14 protein-coding genes are annotated in these 17,286 nt (G+C 61.1%); 5 read left to right on the forward strand and 9 right to left on the reverse strand.

Annotation, left to right across the window (positions count from 1 at the left end; translation table 11 throughout):
* Nucleotides 1–37: 37 nt before the first annotated feature.
* Nucleotides 38–1,384, reverse strand: coding sequence for a metalloprotease PmbA (gene pmbA / locus AC6CIA_RS03020; RefSeq protein ID WP_498310559.1), 1,347 nt, complete (start codon nucleotides 1,382–1,384; stop codon nucleotides 38–40).
* Nucleotides 1,385–1,492: 108 nt separating this feature from the next.
* Between pmbA and yjgA the strand changes: the two genes are divergently transcribed.
* Nucleotides 1,493–2,014, forward strand: coding sequence for a ribosome biogenesis factor YjgA (yjgA, locus tag AC6CIA_RS03025; protein WP_339528922.1), 522 nt, complete (start codon nucleotides 1,493–1,495; stop codon nucleotides 2,012–2,014).
* Between the two features lie 45 nt (nucleotides 2,015–2,059).
* Here yjgA and tldD read toward each other — a convergent pair whose 3' ends face one another.
* The 8 genes from tldD to mreB form a co-directional block, all read right to left on the reverse strand.
* Complete coding sequence (gene tldD / locus AC6CIA_RS03030; RefSeq protein WP_498310560.1) at nucleotides 2,060–3,502, reverse strand: metalloprotease TldD; 1,443 nt, start codon at nucleotides 3,500–3,502, stop codon at nucleotides 2,060–2,062.
* A 16-nt stretch (nucleotides 3,503–3,518) separates the two neighbouring features.
* Nucleotides 3,519–4,367: a carbon-nitrogen hydrolase family protein gene (locus AC6CIA_RS03035; RefSeq protein ID WP_498310562.1), complete on the reverse strand. Its 849-nt coding sequence runs from the start codon at nucleotides 4,365–4,367 to the stop codon at nucleotides 3,519–3,521.
* Nucleotides 4,368–4,415: 48 nt separating this feature from the next.
* Nucleotides 4,416–8,231, reverse strand: coding sequence for a YhdP family protein (locus tag AC6CIA_RS03040; protein ID WP_498310563.1), 3,816 nt, complete (start codon nucleotides 8,229–8,231; stop codon nucleotides 4,416–4,418).
* Nucleotides 8,232–8,306: 75 nt separating this feature from the next.
* Nucleotides 8,307–9,764 (reverse strand): ribonuclease G, encoded by a 1,458-nt coding sequence (rng, locus tag AC6CIA_RS03045; protein WP_339528926.1) that lies wholly within the window; start codon nucleotides 9,762–9,764, stop codon nucleotides 8,307–8,309.
* Nucleotides 9,765–9,833: 69 nt separating this feature from the next.
* On the reverse strand, nucleotides 9,834–10,430 hold the full coding sequence (locus tag AC6CIA_RS03050) for a Maf family protein (RefSeq protein WP_498310565.1): 597 nt from the start codon (nucleotides 10,428–10,430) through the stop codon (nucleotides 9,834–9,836).
* A gap of 51 nt (nucleotides 10,431–10,481) precedes the next feature.
* Complete coding sequence (mreD, locus tag AC6CIA_RS03055; RefSeq protein WP_498310566.1) at nucleotides 10,482–10,970, reverse strand: rod shape-determining protein MreD; 489 nt, start codon at nucleotides 10,968–10,970, stop codon at nucleotides 10,482–10,484.
* Entirely contained in the window at nucleotides 10,970–12,082 is a 1,113-nt protein-coding gene (mreC, locus tag AC6CIA_RS03060) for a rod shape-determining protein MreC (RefSeq protein WP_498310840.1), read from the reverse strand. The genes mreD and mreC overlap by 1 nt, the downstream gene beginning before the upstream one ends.
* Nucleotides 12,083–12,222: 140 nt before the next feature.
* A complete protein-coding gene (mreB, locus tag AC6CIA_RS03065) occupies nucleotides 12,223–13,260 on the reverse strand; it encodes a rod shape-determining protein MreB (protein WP_002555108.1) in 1,038 nt (345 codons plus the stop codon).
* Between the two features lie 210 nt (nucleotides 13,261–13,470).
* Between mreB and gatC the strand changes: the two genes are divergently transcribed.
* The 4 genes from gatC to AC6CIA_RS03085 all read left to right on the forward strand — a co-directional run bounded on the left by gatC (nucleotide 13,471) and on the right by AC6CIA_RS03085 (nucleotide 17,245).
* Entirely contained in the window at nucleotides 13,471–13,758 is a 288-nt protein-coding gene (gatC, locus tag AC6CIA_RS03070; RefSeq protein WP_003188556.1) for an Asp-tRNA(Asn)/Glu-tRNA(Gln) amidotransferase subunit GatC, read from the forward strand.
* A gap of 16 nt (nucleotides 13,759–13,774) precedes the next feature.
* Nucleotides 13,775–15,226, forward strand: a complete 1,452-nt coding sequence (gatA, locus tag AC6CIA_RS03075; protein WP_498310567.1) for an Asp-tRNA(Asn)/Glu-tRNA(Gln) amidotransferase subunit GatA — start codon at nucleotides 13,775–13,777, stop codon at nucleotides 15,224–15,226.
* 10 nt (nucleotides 15,227–15,236) lie between these two features.
* Nucleotides 15,237–16,682, forward strand: a complete 1,446-nt coding sequence (gene gatB / locus AC6CIA_RS03080; RefSeq protein WP_498310568.1) for an Asp-tRNA(Asn)/Glu-tRNA(Gln) amidotransferase subunit GatB — start codon at nucleotides 15,237–15,239, stop codon at nucleotides 16,680–16,682.
* A 191-nt stretch (nucleotides 16,683–16,873) separates the two neighbouring features.
* Nucleotides 16,874–17,245, forward strand: a complete 372-nt coding sequence (locus tag AC6CIA_RS03085) for a septal ring lytic transglycosylase RlpA family protein (protein ID WP_498310569.1) — start codon at nucleotides 16,874–16,876, stop codon at nucleotides 17,243–17,245.
* Nucleotides 17,246–17,286: the final 41 nt, after the last annotated feature.

The following is a 17,286-nucleotide window of genomic DNA, read 5'->3' on the forward strand; positions in this document are numbered from 1 at the left end:
CAACTGGGTGGCGCGCTTGTAGCTATCGCGTCGAGGTTCAGCTGCCGGCGACGGTCATTCGCTCAATCAATACTGAGCCGGTGCGGATGTTGCTGCGCAGCTCGAGGTCGTTGCCGACCGCAATGATCTGCTTGAACATGTCGCGCATATTCCCGGCGATGGTCACTTCCTGGACGGCGAACTGGATTTCGCCGTTTTCCACCCAGAAGCCGGCCGCGCCACGGGAATAATCGCCCGTCACCATATTCAGGCCGTGCCCCATCAATTCGGTCACCAGCAAGCCGCGCCCCATGCGTCGCAGCAGCGCTGCCTGGTCTTCCTCGCCGTGGGTCACGAACAGGTTGTGCACGCCACCCGCGTTGGCGGTGCTCGGTAAACCAAGCTTGCGCCCGGCGTAAGTGCCCAGCACGTAGGACACCAACTCACCGTTCTCGACGAATGGCTTGGCGTAGGTCGCCAGGCCATCACCGTCAAATGCCGAACTGCCCATGGCACGCATCAAGTGCGGGCGCTCATCAATGGTCAGCCACTCGGGAAACAGCCTTTCACCCAGCGCGCCTTCAAGGAAAGACGACTTGCGATAAAGATTGCCCCCGGAGATCGCCCCCAGGAAGCTGCCGAACAAGCCGCCGGCCAATTCCGCCGAAAACAGCACCGGCACCTCACACGTCGGCACCGGACGCGCGCCCAGGCGACTGGCTGCGCGTTGTGCCGCCCGCTGGCCAATACTCACAGGATCAGCCAGCAATTCACCCTGGCGGCTGACGTCATACCAGTAATCACGCTGCATCTGGCCATTGGCCTCGGCGATCATTACGCAGCTCAAGCTATGGCGCGTCGACGCGTAGCCACCGATAAACCCATGGCTGTTGCCATACACGCGGCAGCCTTGATGGGTACTCAGTGTCGTGCCGTCGGCATTCTTGATCCGGCTATCGGCATCGAACGCAGCCGCTTCACAGGTCAGCGCCTGCTCGATCGCCTGCTCCGGAGTGATGTCCCAGGCGTGAAACAGATCGAAATCCTTCAAGTCGCGCGCCATCAAGGCAGCGTCCGCCAAACCGGATGCAGCGTCTTCAGAGGTGTGCTTGGCAATCGCCAGGGCCGCCGCGACGGTTTCGCGAATCGCTTCCGGACCGCTGGCCGACGTGCTGGCAGACCCCTTGCGTTGCCCCACATACAGGGTGATACCGAACCCCTGGTCACGATTGAACTCAACGGTTTCCACTTCCCGCTGGCGGACCGACGTCGACAACCCTTGCTCAAGGGACACCGCCACTTCACAGGCACTGGCGCCCTGGCGCTTGGCCTCGGCCAGGATCTGCTCGACTTGTTCCTGCAGTGCCGGTAATGCTTGCGGACCGACGCTTTGGGTTGCACTCATGGTTTTCTCCACTCAAATTCTGCTTTCGGTTAAGGCCTTCGAGCGACCGGGCCGGACAAGCGGCCCCCGACTGGTTATCATGGCGGCGTTTCTTTGCGGACTGCCACCATGGTTGATTCTTACGACGACTCCCTCGATGGGGAGAAAAGCAAATCCCAGGTCAAACGAGAGCTGCATGCTCTGGTTGACCTCGGCGAGCGCCTTACAACACTCAAGCCTGACTTGCGTGCAAAACTGCCATTGACCGACGCCTTGCGCCGGGCGCTGGACGATGCGCCCAAGCACACCGCGAATATCGCGCGTAAACGGCACCTGCAATTTATCGGCAAGCTGATGCGCGACCAGGACACTGACGCCATTTTGACCTTGCTCGACCAACTGGATGCCTCCACTCGCCAGTACAACGAACGCTTCCATAACCTGGAGCGTTGGCGTGACCGCCTGATCTCGGGTGATGACGCGGTACTGGAGAAATTCGTCATGGACTACCCGGATACCGATCGCCAGCAACTGCGCTCGATGATCCGTCAGGCCCAGCACGAACTGGCGCAAAACAAGGCGCCGGCCTCCAGCCGTAAACTCTTCAAGTACATCCGTGAGCTGGACGAGACTCAACGCGGCCTGCGCTGATGCTCTTCCCCGGGTGGCGATCTTCGCCACCCGAAGCTCCCTGCCCTACGACCCCGTGCCACCCACGGTGATCGCATCAATCTTCAGGGTTGGCTGGCCGACGCCCACCGGCACCGACTGACCATCCTTGCCGCACGTGCCCACGCCACTGTCCAACGACAGGTCGTTACCGACCATCGACACCTTGCTCATGGCTTCCGGGCCATTGCCAATCAGCGTTGCCCCCTTGACCGGCGCCGTGATCTTGCCGTCTTCGATCAGATACGCCTCGCTGGTGGAGAACACGAACTTGCCGCTGGTGATGTCCACCTGGCCACCGCCGAGGTTGGCGCAGTAGATGCCACGCTTCACCGAGGCAATGATTTCCGCCGGATCGCTTTCGCCACCGAGCATGTAGGTGTTGGTCATGCGCGGCATCGGCAGATGCGCGTAGGACTCACGACGACCATTGCCGGTGCGCGCCACGCCCATCAAGCGGGCGTTGAGTTTGTCTTGCATGTAACCCTTGAGTACACCGTTTTCAATCAAGGTGGTGCATTCGGTCGGCGTGCCTTCATCGTCCACACTCAAGGAGCCTCGACGACCGGCCAGGGTGCCGTCATCGACGATGGTGCAGAGCTTGGACGCAACGCTTTCACCCATGCGACCGCTGTAGGCCGAACTGCCTTTGCGGTTGAAGTCACCCTCCAGGCCATGACCTACCGCTTCGTGGAGCAGGACGCCGGACCAACCGGACCCCAACACCACCGGCAACGTCCCCGCCGGCGCGGGAATCGCTTCCAGGTTGACCAACGCCTGACGCAGCGCCTCACGGGCATACCCCATGGCGCGGTCGTCGGCGAGGAAATAACGATAATCCGTGCGCCCGCCGCCGCCATGCCCGCCACGCTCGCGCCGACCGTTCTGCTCGACAATCACGCTGACATTGAAACGCACCAGCGGCCGCACATCCGCCGACAGGCCACCATCGGTCGAGGCCACCAGGATGCGCTCCCAGACGCCAGCCATGCTCACGCTCACCTGCTGAATACGCGGGTCAAGGGCGCGGGTCGCGGCGTCCACACGCTTGAGCAACTCGACCTTTTCCGCACGGCTGATCACCTCCAGCGGGTTGTCGGCGCCGTACAACTGCGTCACATCCTGGGTACTGAATGCCTGCACGGTACCGTTCTGCCCGGCGCGGGAGATCGAACGCGCGGCGCGGGCGGCCAGCCCCAGGGCTTCAAGGGTGATAGCGTTGCTGTAGGCAAATCCGGTCTTCTCGCCCGATTGCGCACGCACGCCCACCCCTTGGTCGAGGTTGAAACTGCCTTCCTTGACGATCCCGTCTTCCAGGGACCAGGACTCGGAAATCTGCCCCTGGAAATACAGGTCTGCCGCATCGATACCGGGACCGGCCAGGTCACCCAGCACGCTTTGCAGGTTTTCGATGGTCACGCCACCGGGCGCCAGGAGGTGTTCACTGACTGAGGACAACAACTCGCTCATAGGTTTGGCCTTAAATTCATCGTTCTGAAGCAGGCCGCTGTGCGCCCTGCGAGAAAAAGCGCCGGTGGTCCGCCACCGGCATGCGCGCCCGTATCGACGCCTGTTCATTGCTATCGCGTTCGGCCAACAACACCGCTTCGCCCTGATCCTGTTGCGCCAGCACGCGTCCCCAAGGGTCGATGATCGCGCCATGCCCGTAGGTTTCCCGTGGCCCTGGGTGGACGCCACCTTGAGCGGCCGCCAGCACGTAACACTGAGTCTCGATGGCGCGGGCCCGAATCAGCACATCCCAATGCGCCGCTCCCGTTACCGCGGTAAACGCCGACGGCGCGCTAATCAATTCAGCACCCGCGGCACGCAGTTCGCCGTACAGCTCCGGGAAGCGCAGGTCGTAGCAGACCGTCAGGCCCAAGCGCCCTACCGGCGTGTCCGCCACCACCACGCGAGCGCCGTAAGCATAGTCGTCGGATTCACGGTAGCGACCTCGCGCATCCGCCACGTCGACATCGAACAAGTGCAGCTTGTCATAGCGGGCAACCGTCTGGCCTTGCGCGTCGATCAACAACGAGCAGGCATTGGGCTTGGCGTGCGGCTGATCCCATGGTGGCAGCGGCAACGTGCCGGCCACTATCCATAAGTTGAGGTCGCGAGCGGTCTGTTTCAACCACGGCAGGACAGGACCCTCGCCCAAGGCTTCGGCACGCCCGATATCGGCCACATCGCGACGGCCCATCGCGGCAAAGTTCTCCGGCAACACCGCCAGTCGCGCGCCAGCGGCTGCCGCGTGTTCCAGCAGCCGCCAGGCCTGAGCCAGGTTGGCCGGCACATCGCTCTGGCTGACCATCTGAATGACTGCGAAGGTCATGGATCGGCACTCCCTAGAAGGCATGAGGCCATGCTACTCCACAGGCGCTCAGCGTGGTTTTTCAAATGGCTTGTCGAACGTGATTTTCGGGTCTTTCCATGGACCTTCCACCTTGTACTGAACGCTGGCGAAACGCGAAACCCGATCACCGATCAGCTTATCGATCAGGAACAACGCACCGCCAATGGCGGGCGCGCCGACGATCAGCGCCGCAATCGGCAAGTTATTCGTGACCGGCAACGTCACCAACAATTTGGCATCGACGCGATCAGCCACCATATCCAGGGTGCCGTTAAGCTCGAGATTGCTCGAGGGTCCAGTCAGCGTGATGGGTTCACGGGTCACAAACACACCGTCACTCGCGGCCAGCAGTCCTTTGACCCGGTCGTAACTCAAGCCTTTACCCAACAGGTCGGAGAAGTCCAGGCGCAAGCGCCGGCCGATCGAATTGAAGTTCAGCAAGCCAAACACTCGCAACGCCTGGGCGCCGCCCTCCACTTCGACGAACTGACCTTTGCGGAAACTCGCATCCAGACTCCCGGAGAAGCGCTTGGGCCCCACCCAGGCAGGCGATCCCGGCCAGCGCCCGTCGACGTCCAGACGGAAACTCTCACTGGTCACGGTAGGCGCAAAGCCCCAGCCCTTGAGCACATCGGCGATGTTCTTGCCGTTCAGGCGCCCCTTGTACCAACTGCTGCTGGCGCCCGGCGCACCTTCCCAGCCCCCGGCGCCTTTAAGCTGCATGCCCTTGAGACCCAAGTCGAGATTACTGAACGCCAGTCCTTTGGCGGTGGGTCGAACCTTGAGTGACCAGGCTCCGATCAAGTCAGGTCCCTGGAACAACTGATCAACCGCGATATCCAGTGCCGGAATGCCCTTGGGATCAATGTCCGCCAACGGATCTGGCGCATTTTCGTCGGTCTGTACGGTGGGATCGACCGCCGGCAGCTTCACGTACTGCAAATCGACCGCAATCGGCGCGCCCTTGGCATCCGGCAGCCCGACGGTGCCCTTGGCTTGCCGACTGTCGACTCGCAGGCCCCAGGCAGCGGGTTTACGCTCCAGTTGCAGAGTGACCTGATCAAGCTCGGTGCCAAATCCCGTCAACTTGCCGACCTTGAAATCAGCGCCGCTGAGCAGTTGCTTGGCGTCACCGCCCGGGTCATTGCCGGCATAGCGATCCACCAATTTCTTCCAGGGATCGATGTCCAGCTCGGACAAAACACCCCGGATGCGCAGTCCCTTGCCGCCAGGCAGCAAGGCATCGCCATCACCGAGGAACAACTCACCACGCCCCTGGGCAAAATTATCCGCAGGCGCCGCGAAGGTAAAGTTCGCCAGTTCGCCATAATCGAACCAGTAACGCCGTTCTGCGCCTTGCAGGGTCATGCGAAATACGCTGTCGCGGCCTTGATTGGCGGCCACGCCGAAAGGCGCCGGCAAGTCCACCGCCACCCCCTTGAGGCTGGAACTGACCATCAATTGGCTGTCGGCGCCGTCCAGGTCGAGTTGCAGCTGATACGGAATATCGCCGGAGACCGGCAGCGGCTGGCTGACCTTCAGCCAATCGGTGAGGCGCTTGACCGTCACCTGGCCCTTGGCAGCGACCCGGGTGCTGATATGACCGGGTTTGCCATCGGCGAAAATCTGCGCCGTAATCGGACGCTCAAACGCTTGGGCGCTGATGTTCTTGCCGCTCAAGCCCTTGGCACTGTCGAAGCGGAACTCACCCTTGAGCTGGCTCAGGTCCAGCGTCGGCTCGGCCAGTTGCAGCCGCGCCTTGTCGGTCTTGAAGTCGACCACGATCTTCGGATCGGCGCCCTTTTCCAATGGCACATCCAGATTGAGGGCGCCTTGCAGGTTGCCCTCGCCTTTCCAACCGGCAAAGGTCGAAGCCGTGCCTATCGGGGCTTCCTGCAGGATTTTCAGGCCATCTCCCAGCCCACCGGAAAACCCACCGGTAAGCAATAAATGGCTGTCTTGGCCGGCGGGCGCGTGAGGAATATTGACGTAGATATCCTTGACCCGGGTGTCGAGCAATTGGCCTTTGCTGGCCAGAATGCGCACGCCGCTCTCTTCGACGAACACTTCGCCGTCGACCTTGCGGACATGCGGCCAGCCTGGCTGGAACGCCAACTCGGCATCGTGCACGTTGAAGAACAGACTGATATTGCGCGCGGCCGTCACTGCGTCATGGTTCAGTGAGCCCTGATACTGGAAGAAACCTTCGTCGACCGCACCTTTCAGAATCGCAGTGCGCAGCCACTCATCCAGCGCCGGGCTCAACACCGCCGGCAGGTATTTGGAGGTGAAACGTCCGTCGCCATCGACCATGCCGACCCGCAGGTCCATATAGTCTTCCTGGCTATGATCGAAATGCAGGCGAATCAGGAAGTCAGCGGCAATCTTGCCCTCCTCCCCCAGCACCTTGATGTACGGCGCAATCAGCGTGAAACCTTGCTTGTCGAGTTTCCAGGTCAAGCGGGCGTTGGCCTGGATGTATTGCCACGGCTTGGCGAAAATCGGAAACAGATGCAAGGAAAAATCCTTGCTGTCCATGCGCAACTCGCCCTGACCCAGATCGCCACTGATGCTGCCGCTGACGTTGCGGGCGGCGGGCGCGCCGAAATAAGCATCAAACCCCACCCGCTCGAGGTTGGCGGCAAAGCTGACCCGCTGATCGCTGGTGTCCTGAGGACGGTAATCGACCACCACGTTGCGCAGCATGCCGCTGGCCTTGAGGTGTTCGACCGCCGTCGCCGCAGCGTCCGGCAAGGGTGCCAGAGCGTTGAGCAACGGGGTAATCGGGGTCAGGTCCAGGCGATCAGCCTGCAAGCGCCAGGTTTCCTGCGCCGTATCCGTGGCCAGGGTTTGCTGCAACTGTAGGCGCGTCTCCCAACGGGTTTCGCCCAGGTTCATGGCCAGCGAATCGAATAGCACCTTGAGCCCACCTTCGCTGCGCTGCAGGTAAGCGGTCAGGGCCAGATTCTCAATATGTGCGGGTTTGCGCTGGGCATAACGGCCTTTCAGTTGCGCCGCGTTGAGGCGCACAGCGGCGCTTTGGACGGTGCCTTGCCCCCAGGTCAGCCAGAACTCGCCGCCGGCTTTCAGTTCCGTGAGTTTCCACTGTCGGGTCAGTTTCGCCGGAATCCATTGCGCCCAATTACTCTGGGGCATACTCAGGTAAGCCTGGATTTCAGCGTCTTTCCATTGGCTGGCGCGAATCCGGCTGCGTACATTGAGGGCCACAGGCTGACCGTCGGGTAAGGTCATGCGCGCATCGAGGCGCTGTCGCGCAGCACCGGTTTTCAGGCTCAGGCCCACATAGGTCAGGGTCAATGAAGGCTGTTCGAACGGCAGCAAGGTCACTTGGCTGTCGAGCACCGAAACCTGCGCAACCTGCTGCATCCGCTGCAGCAATTGCTCGGGGTCCAGAGGCTGCTCGTCCTGGATTGGCAGGCCTTGCAAGGCCCAATGGCCGTCCTGGTCTTCCTTGACGCTGACCTGCAGGCCGCTGACCTGCAGATGCGCGATACGCACATCCCGCGCCAGCAGGCTGGCCCACAGGTCCGGCACCACTTGCACCTGGTCCAGCCGCAGCGCGCTGCTGCCCTCGCCGATCATCACGTCATGGGCCAACAACAGCGGGGTAAAACCGCTCCAGCGCCCTTCCAGGCTGCCGATGTTCACCGGCATACCGACCGCGGCCTGCGCCTTGCTCTCGATTTCCGCGCGGTATTCAGCCACCAGTGGTGTCAGCTCACGGCCCAGGCTGACATAGACCGCCGCCAATACCAGCAGCAGCGCACAGAGGCCAAGGCCCCAACGGGTCAGTGCGGCAAAAAAGCGTATCAGACGCTCCATGTCAGGCGACCCTCAAGGTAATAGGCGGACGGCAGATCAAGGTCTGCCGGTCTCGTTGAAAAGGACGGATGCGAATCAGAGCAGCACCACGTCGTATTGTTCCTGGGAATACATGGTTTCGACCTGAAAACGAATGGTTCGTCCAATAAAACCTTCCAGCTCCGCGACGTTGCCCGACTCCTCATCGAGCAATCGATCAACCACCTTCTGGTTAGCCAAAACTCTATAGCCCTCGGCCTGATAGGCGCGCGCCTCGCGCAAGATTTCCCGGAAAATCTCGTAGCACACCGTTTCCGGGGTTTTCAACTTGCCGCGCCCCTGGCAACTGCTGCAGGGTTCACACAGCACTTGCTCCAGGCTTTCGCGCGTGCGCTTGCGGGTCATCTGCACCAGGCCCAACTCGGTGATGCCAATGATGTTGGTCTTGGCGTGATCACGCTCCAGTTGTTTCTCGAGCGTGCGCAGTACCTGCCGCTGGTGATCTTCATCTTCCATGTCGATGAAGTCGATGATGATGATCCCACCCAGATTGCGCAGGCGCAGTTGGCGGGCGATGGCCGTGGCGGCCTCGAGATTGGTCTTGAAGATGGTTTCTTCAAGGTTGCGATGACCGACGAAAGCGCCGGTATTCACATCGATCGTGCTCATGGCTTCCGCCGGGTCCACCACCAGGTAGCCACCGGACTTGAGCGGCACCTTGCGTTCCAGGGCTTTCTGGATCTCATCCTCGACGCCATACAGGTCAAAGATCGGCCGCTCGCCTGGATAATGTTCGAGGCGGTCGGCAATTTCCGGCATCAGCTCGGCAACAAATTGCGTCGTGCGCTGAAAGGTTTCCCGCGAGTCGATGCGAATTTTCTCGATCTTGGGGCTGACCAGATCCCGCAGGGTACGCAGGGCCAGGCCGAGGTCTTCATAAATGACGCTCGGCGCGCCGACGGTCTTGATCTGGGCGCCGATCTGGTCCCAAAGACGACGCAGGTAGCGAATGTCCATCAGGATTTCATCGGCGCCGGCGCCTTCGGCGGCCGTGCGCAGGATAAAACCACCGGCTTCTTTGATGCCTTCCGCCGCCACGCAGTCGCTGACCACCTTTTTCAGGCGCTCACGCTCGGCTTCATCTTCGATTTTCAATGAAATGCCGACATGGGCGGTGCGCGGCATGTACACCAGGTAGCGCGAGGGAATCGAGAGTTGCGTGGTCAGCCGTGCGCCTTTGGAACCGATCGGGTCCTTGGTGACTTGCACCACCAGGCTCTGCCCTTCGTGGACCAGGGCGCTGATGCTCTCGACCGCCGAGCCTTCACGCAGGGATATTTCGGAGGCATGGATAAACGCCGCGCGGTCCAGGCCGATATCGACAAACGCGGCCTGCATCCCCGGCAGCACCCGCACGACCTTGCCTTTATAAATATTGCCGACGATCCCGCGCTTCTGGGTACGCTCGACATGCACTTCCTGCAAAACGCCGTTTTCTACCACCGCCACGCGCGATTCCATCGGCGTGATATTGATCAGAATCTCTTCACTCATGGCTGGGTCTCGTTCAGGCGTTTTCACAATAGTGGCCGATCGCTTGGGTGTGGCGCTGAAATACGGCGTTTAGCGCATGGAAAGGTGTTGCCAACAGGGTATGCCGAAATCGGCCAGCAGTTCTGCTGTTTCGCAAATCGGCAGACCGACCACCGCAGAGTAACTACCGTTGAGCCCAGCGACGAACACCGCCGCCAAGCCCTGGATAGCATAGCTTCCGGCCTTGTCCTGAGGCTCCCCGCTGTGCCAATACGTGGTGGCTTCCTGCGCCGAAATCGAGCGAAAGCGCACGCGACTGCTGACCAGGCGCGTCACGCATCGCTGGTCATTCAGCACGGCAATCGCCGTCAGGACTTCATGTTCACGATCAGAAAGGGCCAGCAACATGGCTTGGGCGTCAGCTTGATCCAGAGGTTTGCCGAGGATCTGTCCGTCGAGGATGACCGCGGTATCAGCGCCCAGCACACAAGCTCCGGAAATCTCGGCAAGCGTTGCCAGGCCCGCCTTCGCCTTGCCGCAAGCGAGGCGTTCGACATAGGAAGCAGGCGATTCGCCTATCAACGGTGCCTCATCGATCGGGGCGCTGACCACGCTAAAAGGGACACCGATCTGCGTCAGCAGCTCACGCCGCCGAGGTGAGCCAGAAGCCAGATAAAGCGAACTCATTGCAGACTCTCCCTGTGGGGTTCGATAACCAGGCAGAGCCTCGCAATCCACTCAGTTTATTTTATAGCGACGGCACAGACCACGCAGGCCAAAGCTGATCCAGGGCCACAGCAGCGCACTGACCAAGGCGGGCAAGACCAGCGCCAGCGTCGGTTGGCGGTTGCCGGTCAACGCGCTTAGCCACAGTTGCACCAGTTGGGCCAGACCGAAGATGACCAGGATCACCAGCGACTGTTGCCACATCGGGAACATGCGCAAACGTTGCTGCAACGACAGCACCAGAAAAGTAATCAGGGTCAGGATCAACGCATTCTGCCCCAGCAGCGTGCCATACAGCACGTCCTCCGCCAGCCCGAGACACATGGCGGTAACCATGCCGACCTTGTGAGGCAACGCCAGGGACCAGAACGCCAACAGCAAGGCGAGCCACAGCGGACGCAGGATTTCCATGAATTGCGGCAGCGGCGAGACACTGAGCAGCAGGCCGATGAGGAAGGTCAGCCAGACGATCCAGCCATTGCGCGAATGAGTACCGGCCATTATTCCTCCCTCTGCCGAGTGGTTGCCGGTGCAGGCGCGGCAGATCGGGTGGCGGCTGGCGCGGCTGCGGGCGTAGCCGTTGCGGAGCTGGCCGGGCGGGCGCTGCGCACTTCAGGCCCGGCCGGAGCGGTGCCCGGAGCCGCGGGCGCGGCGGGTGTCACAGGCACAGCAGCAGGCGCCGTCGGTACAGCCGAATCAGCGGCGCTGGCCGGGACTGCAGGCACAATCCCGTTCTGGCGATCTTCCGCTTCCTGGGCCACCGCCGCTTCATTGGCGCGTTCCTCGGGAGTGCGGCTGTCGCTGAACACCAGCAGCAGATAACGGCTGCGATTCAACGCGGCGGTGGGTACGGCGCGCACAATCGCAAACGGCTGGCCGGAATCGTGGACCACTTCCCTGACCGTTGCCACCGGATAACCCGCCGGGAAGCGCTGGCCAAGGCCGGAACTGACCAGCAGGTCGCCTACCTTGATGTCGGCGGTGTCGGCCACGTGACGCAACTCCAGGCGCTCAGGATTACCGGTGCCGCTGGCAATCGCGCGCAGACCGTTGCGATTGACCTGTACCGGAATGCTGTGGGTGGTATCGGTGAGCAACAGGACGCGGGAGGTGTAAGGCATCAGCTCCACCACCTGGCCCATCAGGCCACGGGCATCGAGCACCGGCTGGCCGAGGACCACGCCGTCGCGCTCACCCTTGTTGATGATGATGCGATGGGTAAAGGGGTTGGGGTCCATGCCGATCAGCTCGGCCACCTCGACCTTCTCGTTGACCAGTGCCGACGAATTGAGCAGCTCGCGCAGCCGTACGTTCTGCTCGGTCAGGGCCGCCAGCTTTTGCATGCGTCCCTGCAACAGCAGGTTTTCAGTCTTGAGCTTTTCGTTCTCGGCAACCAACTCGGTACGGCTGCCAAACTGGCTGGCCACGCCTTGCCATAGCCGCTGCGGCAGATCGGTGATCCAGTAGGACTCCATCAGCACCAGCGACATCTGACTACGCACTGGCTTGAGCAGCGTGAAGCGGGCGTCGACCACCATCAGCGCGACCGATAGCACGACCAGCACCAACAGGCGCACGCCCAGCGAAGGACCCTTGGTGAAAAGCGGTTTAATAGGCCGCTCCTCCCAGGCAATTGTTCATGTTATTCATACGGCATCAAACCGGCCTGGATGCAGATTGAAGAAGATAAACGCCAACAGGCAGCACTGCAAAGTGCTGCCTGCGCGCGAAGCATGGGTCAAACCAGGGAATCTTATTCGCTGGAGAGCAGATCCATGGTGTGTTTATCCATCATTTCCAGTGCACGACCACCGCCACGGGCCACACAGGTCAGCGGATCTTCGGCGACGATCACCGGCAGACCGGTTTCCTGGGCCAGCAACTTGTCGAGGTCACGCAGCAAGGCGCCACCACCGGTCAGTACCAGGCCACGCTCGGCGATATCGGAAGCCAGTTCCGGCGGCGATTGCTCAAGGGCGCTCTTCACTGCCTGAACGATGGTGGCCAGGGACTCTTGCAGAGCTTCCAGCACTTCATTGGAGTTCAGGGTGAAGGCACGTGGCACGCCTTCGGCCAGGTTACGACCGCGAACATCGACTTCGCGAACTTCGCCACCCGGGTAGGCGGTGCCGATTTCCTGCTTGATGCGCTCGGCGGTGGATTCACCGATCAGGCTGCCGTAGTTACGACGCACATAGGTGATGATCGCTTCGTCGAAACGGTCGCCGCCCACACGCACGGACTCGGCGTACACCACGCCATTCAGGGAAATCAGCGCGATCTCGGTAGTACCACCACCGATATCCACCACCATCGAGCCGCGAGCCTCTTCAACCGGCAGGCCGGCACCGATAGCGGCGGCCATTGGCTCTTCGATCAGGAACACTTCACGGGCACCGGCGCCCAGCGCCGATTCACGGATGGCACGCCGCTCCACCTGGGTGGACTTGCACGGAACGCAGATCAGCACCCGAGGGCTGGGCTGCAGAAAACTGTTTTCGTGAACTTTGTTGATGAAGTACTGCAGCATCTTTTCGCAGACGCTGAAGTCGGCAATCACGCCGTCTTTCATCGGACGAATGGCAGCAATATTGCCAGGTGTACGACCGAGCATCCGCTTGGCCTCGGTGCCCACGGCAACGACACTTTTCTGATTACCATGGGTCCGAATAGCCACAACCGATGGCTCATTCAGGACGATACCGCGCTCGCGCACGTAAATAAGGGTGTTGGCAGTGCCCAGGTCAATGGAAAGATCGCTGGAAAACATGCCACGCAGTTTCTTGAACATGGGGAAAGGACCCTAGGCAACGCGTGGGTAAAAAAGTGCGGCAAACTCTAACAACGACAGGGATTTTGGGCAAGGCGCCAATATGTTAAATTGGCCGACTTTCTGTGCACCTAACCCCACAATCGCGGCCATATGACCGTAGAAATGCGGTAGTGTTCCGACAATCTAACACACGGACAGCCTCCGTTCTGTTTTCCACTGGAGAATCCCATGGCGCTTGAACGCTCCGACGTGGAAAAAATCGCTCATCTGGCCTCGCTTGGCCTGAATGATGCCGATCTTCCACAGACCACCGCAGCCCTGAACAGCATTCTCGGGCTGGTCGACCAAATGCAGGCCGTGAATACCGACGGCATCGAGCCCTTGGCTCACCCACTGGAAGCCAGCCAGCGCCTGCGCGCAGACGTCGTGACCGAACGCAATAATCGCGAGGCTTACCAGTCCATCGCGCCAGCGGTCGAAAACGGCCTGTACCTGGTTCCGAAAGTCATCGACTAAAGGGAAAGAGCCTGCAATGCATCAATTGACTCTGGCCGAGATCGCCCGCGGTCTCGCCGACAAAAAGTTTTCTTCCGAAGAACTGACCAAGACCCTGCTGGCGCGTATCGCCGAGCTGGACCCCAAGGTCAACAGCTTCATCAGTCTCACCGAAGAGCTGGCCCTGAGCCAGGCCAAGGCCGCCGACACCCGTCGCGCCAACGGTGAGAACGGCGCCCTGCTGGGTGCGCCGATCGCCCACAAGGACTTGTTCTGCACCCAGGGCATTCGTACCAGCTGCGGTTCGAAGATGCTCGACAACTTCAAGGCGCCTTACGACGCCACGGTTGTCGCCAAGCTGGCTGAAGCCGGGGCCGTGACCCTGGGCAAGACCAACATGGACGAGTTCGCCATGGGTTCGGCCAACGAGTCGAGCTACTACGGCGCGGTGAAAAACCCGTGGAACCTGGAGCACGTGCCAGGCGGTTCGTCCGGTGGTTCGGCGGCGGCCGTTGCCGCGCGCCTGCTGCCAGCAGCCACCGCCACCGATACCGGCGGCTCGATCCGCCAGCCCGCCGCGTTCACCAACCTCACCGGCTTGAAACCGACCTACGGTCGCGTCTCCCGCTGGGGCATGATTGCCTACGCCTCCAGCCTCGACCAGGGTGGCCCGCTGGCACGCACGGCCGAAGACTGCGCGATATTGTTACAAGGCATGGCAGGCTTCGATTCGAAGGACTCCACCAGCATCGATGAGCCGGTGCCGGACTACAGCGCCAGTCTCAATACTCCGATCAAAGGCCTGCGCATCGGCCTGCCGAAAGAGTATTTCAGCGCCGGCCTCGACCCGCGTATCGCCGAGCTGGTCCACAACAGTGTCAAGGAACTGGAAAAGCTCGGTGCGGTGATCAAGGAAATCAGCCTGCCGAACAATCAGCACGCGATTCCGGCCTATTACGTGATCGCCCCGGCGGAAGCCTCATCCAACCTGTCGCGGTTCGACGGCGTGCGCTTCGGCTATCGCTGCGAAGACCCGAAGGACCTTACCGACCTGTACAAGCGTTCCCGTGGCGAAGGTTTCGGCCCCGAAGTACAGCGCCGGATCATGGTTGGCGCCTACGCCTTGTCAGCCGGTTATTACGACGCGTACTACCTCAAGGCGCAAAAAATCCGTCGCTTGGTAAAGAACGATTTCATGGCGGCGTTTAATGAAGTCGACGTGATCATTGGCCCTACCACGCCGAACCCGGCCTGGAAGATTGGCGCCAAGAACAACGACCCGATTGCCGAATACCTGGAAGACTTCTACACCATCACCGCCAACCTCGCGGGTCTGCCGGGCCTGTCCATGCCCGCGGGTTTCGTCGACGGCATGCCGGTGGGCGTGCAACTGCTCGCCCCGTATTTCCAGGAAGGCCGCCTGCTCAATGTGGCGCACCAGTACCAGTTGAACACTGACTGGCACACTCGCACCCCTACCGGCTTCTGAGGACAACACTATGCAATGGGAAGTTGTGATCGGGCTGGAGATTCATACCCAGCTCGCCACCCAATCGAAGATTTTCTCCGGTAGCGCCACCACCTTCGGCTCCGAACCGAACACCCAGGCCAGCCTGGTCGACCTGGGCATGCCCGGCGTACTGCCGGTGCTGAACCAGGAAGCGGTGCGCATGGCGGTGATGTTCGGCCTGGCGATTGACGCCGAGATCGGCCAGCACAACGTGTTCGCCCGCAAGAACTACTTCTACCCGGACCTGCCCAAGGGCTACCAGATCAGCCAGATGGAATTGCCGATTGTCGGCAAGGGCCACCTGGACATCCCGCTGGAAGACGGCACGGTCAAACGTGTCGGCATCACCCGCGCGCACCTGGAAGAAGACGCCGGCAAAAGCCTGCATGAAGAGTTCAACGGCGCCACCGGCATCGACCTGAACCGTGCCGGCACGCCGCTGCTGGAAATCGTTTCCGAACCGGACATGCGCAGTGCCAAGGAAGCCGTGGCTTACGTCAAGGCGATCCACGCGCTGGTGCGCTACCTGGGTATTTGCGACGGCAACATGGCCGAAGGCTCCCTGCGTTGCGACTGCAACGTGTCGATCCGGCCAAAGGGCCAGGTCGAGTTCGGCACCCGCTGCGAAATCAAGAACGTCAACTCGTTCCGTTTCATCGAGAAGGCGATCAACACCGAAGTGCGTCGCCAGATCGAACTGATCGAAGACGGCGGCAAGGTGATCCAGCAGACCCGCCTGTACGACCCGAACAAAGACGAAACCCGGGCCATGCGCAGCAAGGAGGAAGCCAACGACTACCGTTACTTCCCCGACCCGGATCTGTTGCCAGTGGTCATCGAGGACGCATTCCTCAATGATATCCGTGCCACCTTGCCCGAGTTGCCGCCGCAGAAACGCGAGCGCTTCCAGGCGCAATTCGGCCTGTCGGTCTACGACGCAAGCGTATTGGCCTCGAGTCGTGAACAAGCGAACTATTTCGAGAAAGTAGTGAGCATTGCCGGCGACGCCAAACTCGCGGCCAACTGGGTCATGGTCGAACTGGGCAGCCTGTTGAACAAACAGGGCCTGGAAATCGACGAAGCCCCGGTCTCGGCCGAGCAGTTGGGCGGCATGTTGCTGCGGATCAAGGACAACACCATCTCCGGCAAGATCGCCAAGACCGTGTTTGAAGCCATGGCCAGCGGTGAAGGCAATGCCGACGAGATCATCGAGAAGCGCGGTCTCAAGCAAGTCACCGACAGCGGCGCGATCTCGGCCGTGCTCGATGAGATGCTCGCGGCGAATGCCGAGCAGGTCGAACAATACCGTGCGGCAGATGAGGCCAAGCGCGGCAAGATGTTCGGTTTCTTCGTCGGCCAGGCGATGAAAGCCTCCAAAGGCAAGGCCAACCCGCAACAGGTCAACGAACTGCTGAAAAGCAAGCTCGAGGGCTGATAACGATGAATGGTCCGGGCGGAATCTCTCTTCCGACCCAGACCCCATGTGGGAGCAGGCTTGTGTGGGAGCGGGCTTGCTCGCGAAGGCGGAGTGTCAGTCGACAGATGTGCTGACTGACTCACCGATTTCGCGAGCAAGCCCGCTCCCACCCAAGCTGCTCCCACATGTGTAATGGGGATATCTTGATAATGAAGCGTCTGCTCGGCCTCTGTGCCCTGTTTTCTCTGTTGACCGGCTGCGCCAGCGGAGTGATCGACCCCGACGGTTACGACCAGACCGGCACCGCGTCCTACTACGGCGCCAGGCACCACGGCAAGAAAACCGCCAGCGGTGAACGCTTCAACCAGCATGCCCTGACCGCCGCCCACCGCCGCCTGCCCTTCGGTACGCGCGTGCGGGTCACTAACCTGACCAACGACAGAACCGTCGTGGTCCGAATCAATGATCGCGGCCCGTACACCCGTGGCCGCCTGATCGATGTTTCCCGCAAAGCCGCTGAACAGTTGGGTATGCTGCGCAGCGGTACTGCGCGTGTACGCGTGCAAGCCCTGAGCAACTGACTGACGGAGCCCTGACCATTTTCGGATTAAACGCCCTCTCG

Source organism: Pseudomonas sp. GQ91 (assembly GCF_059758795.1).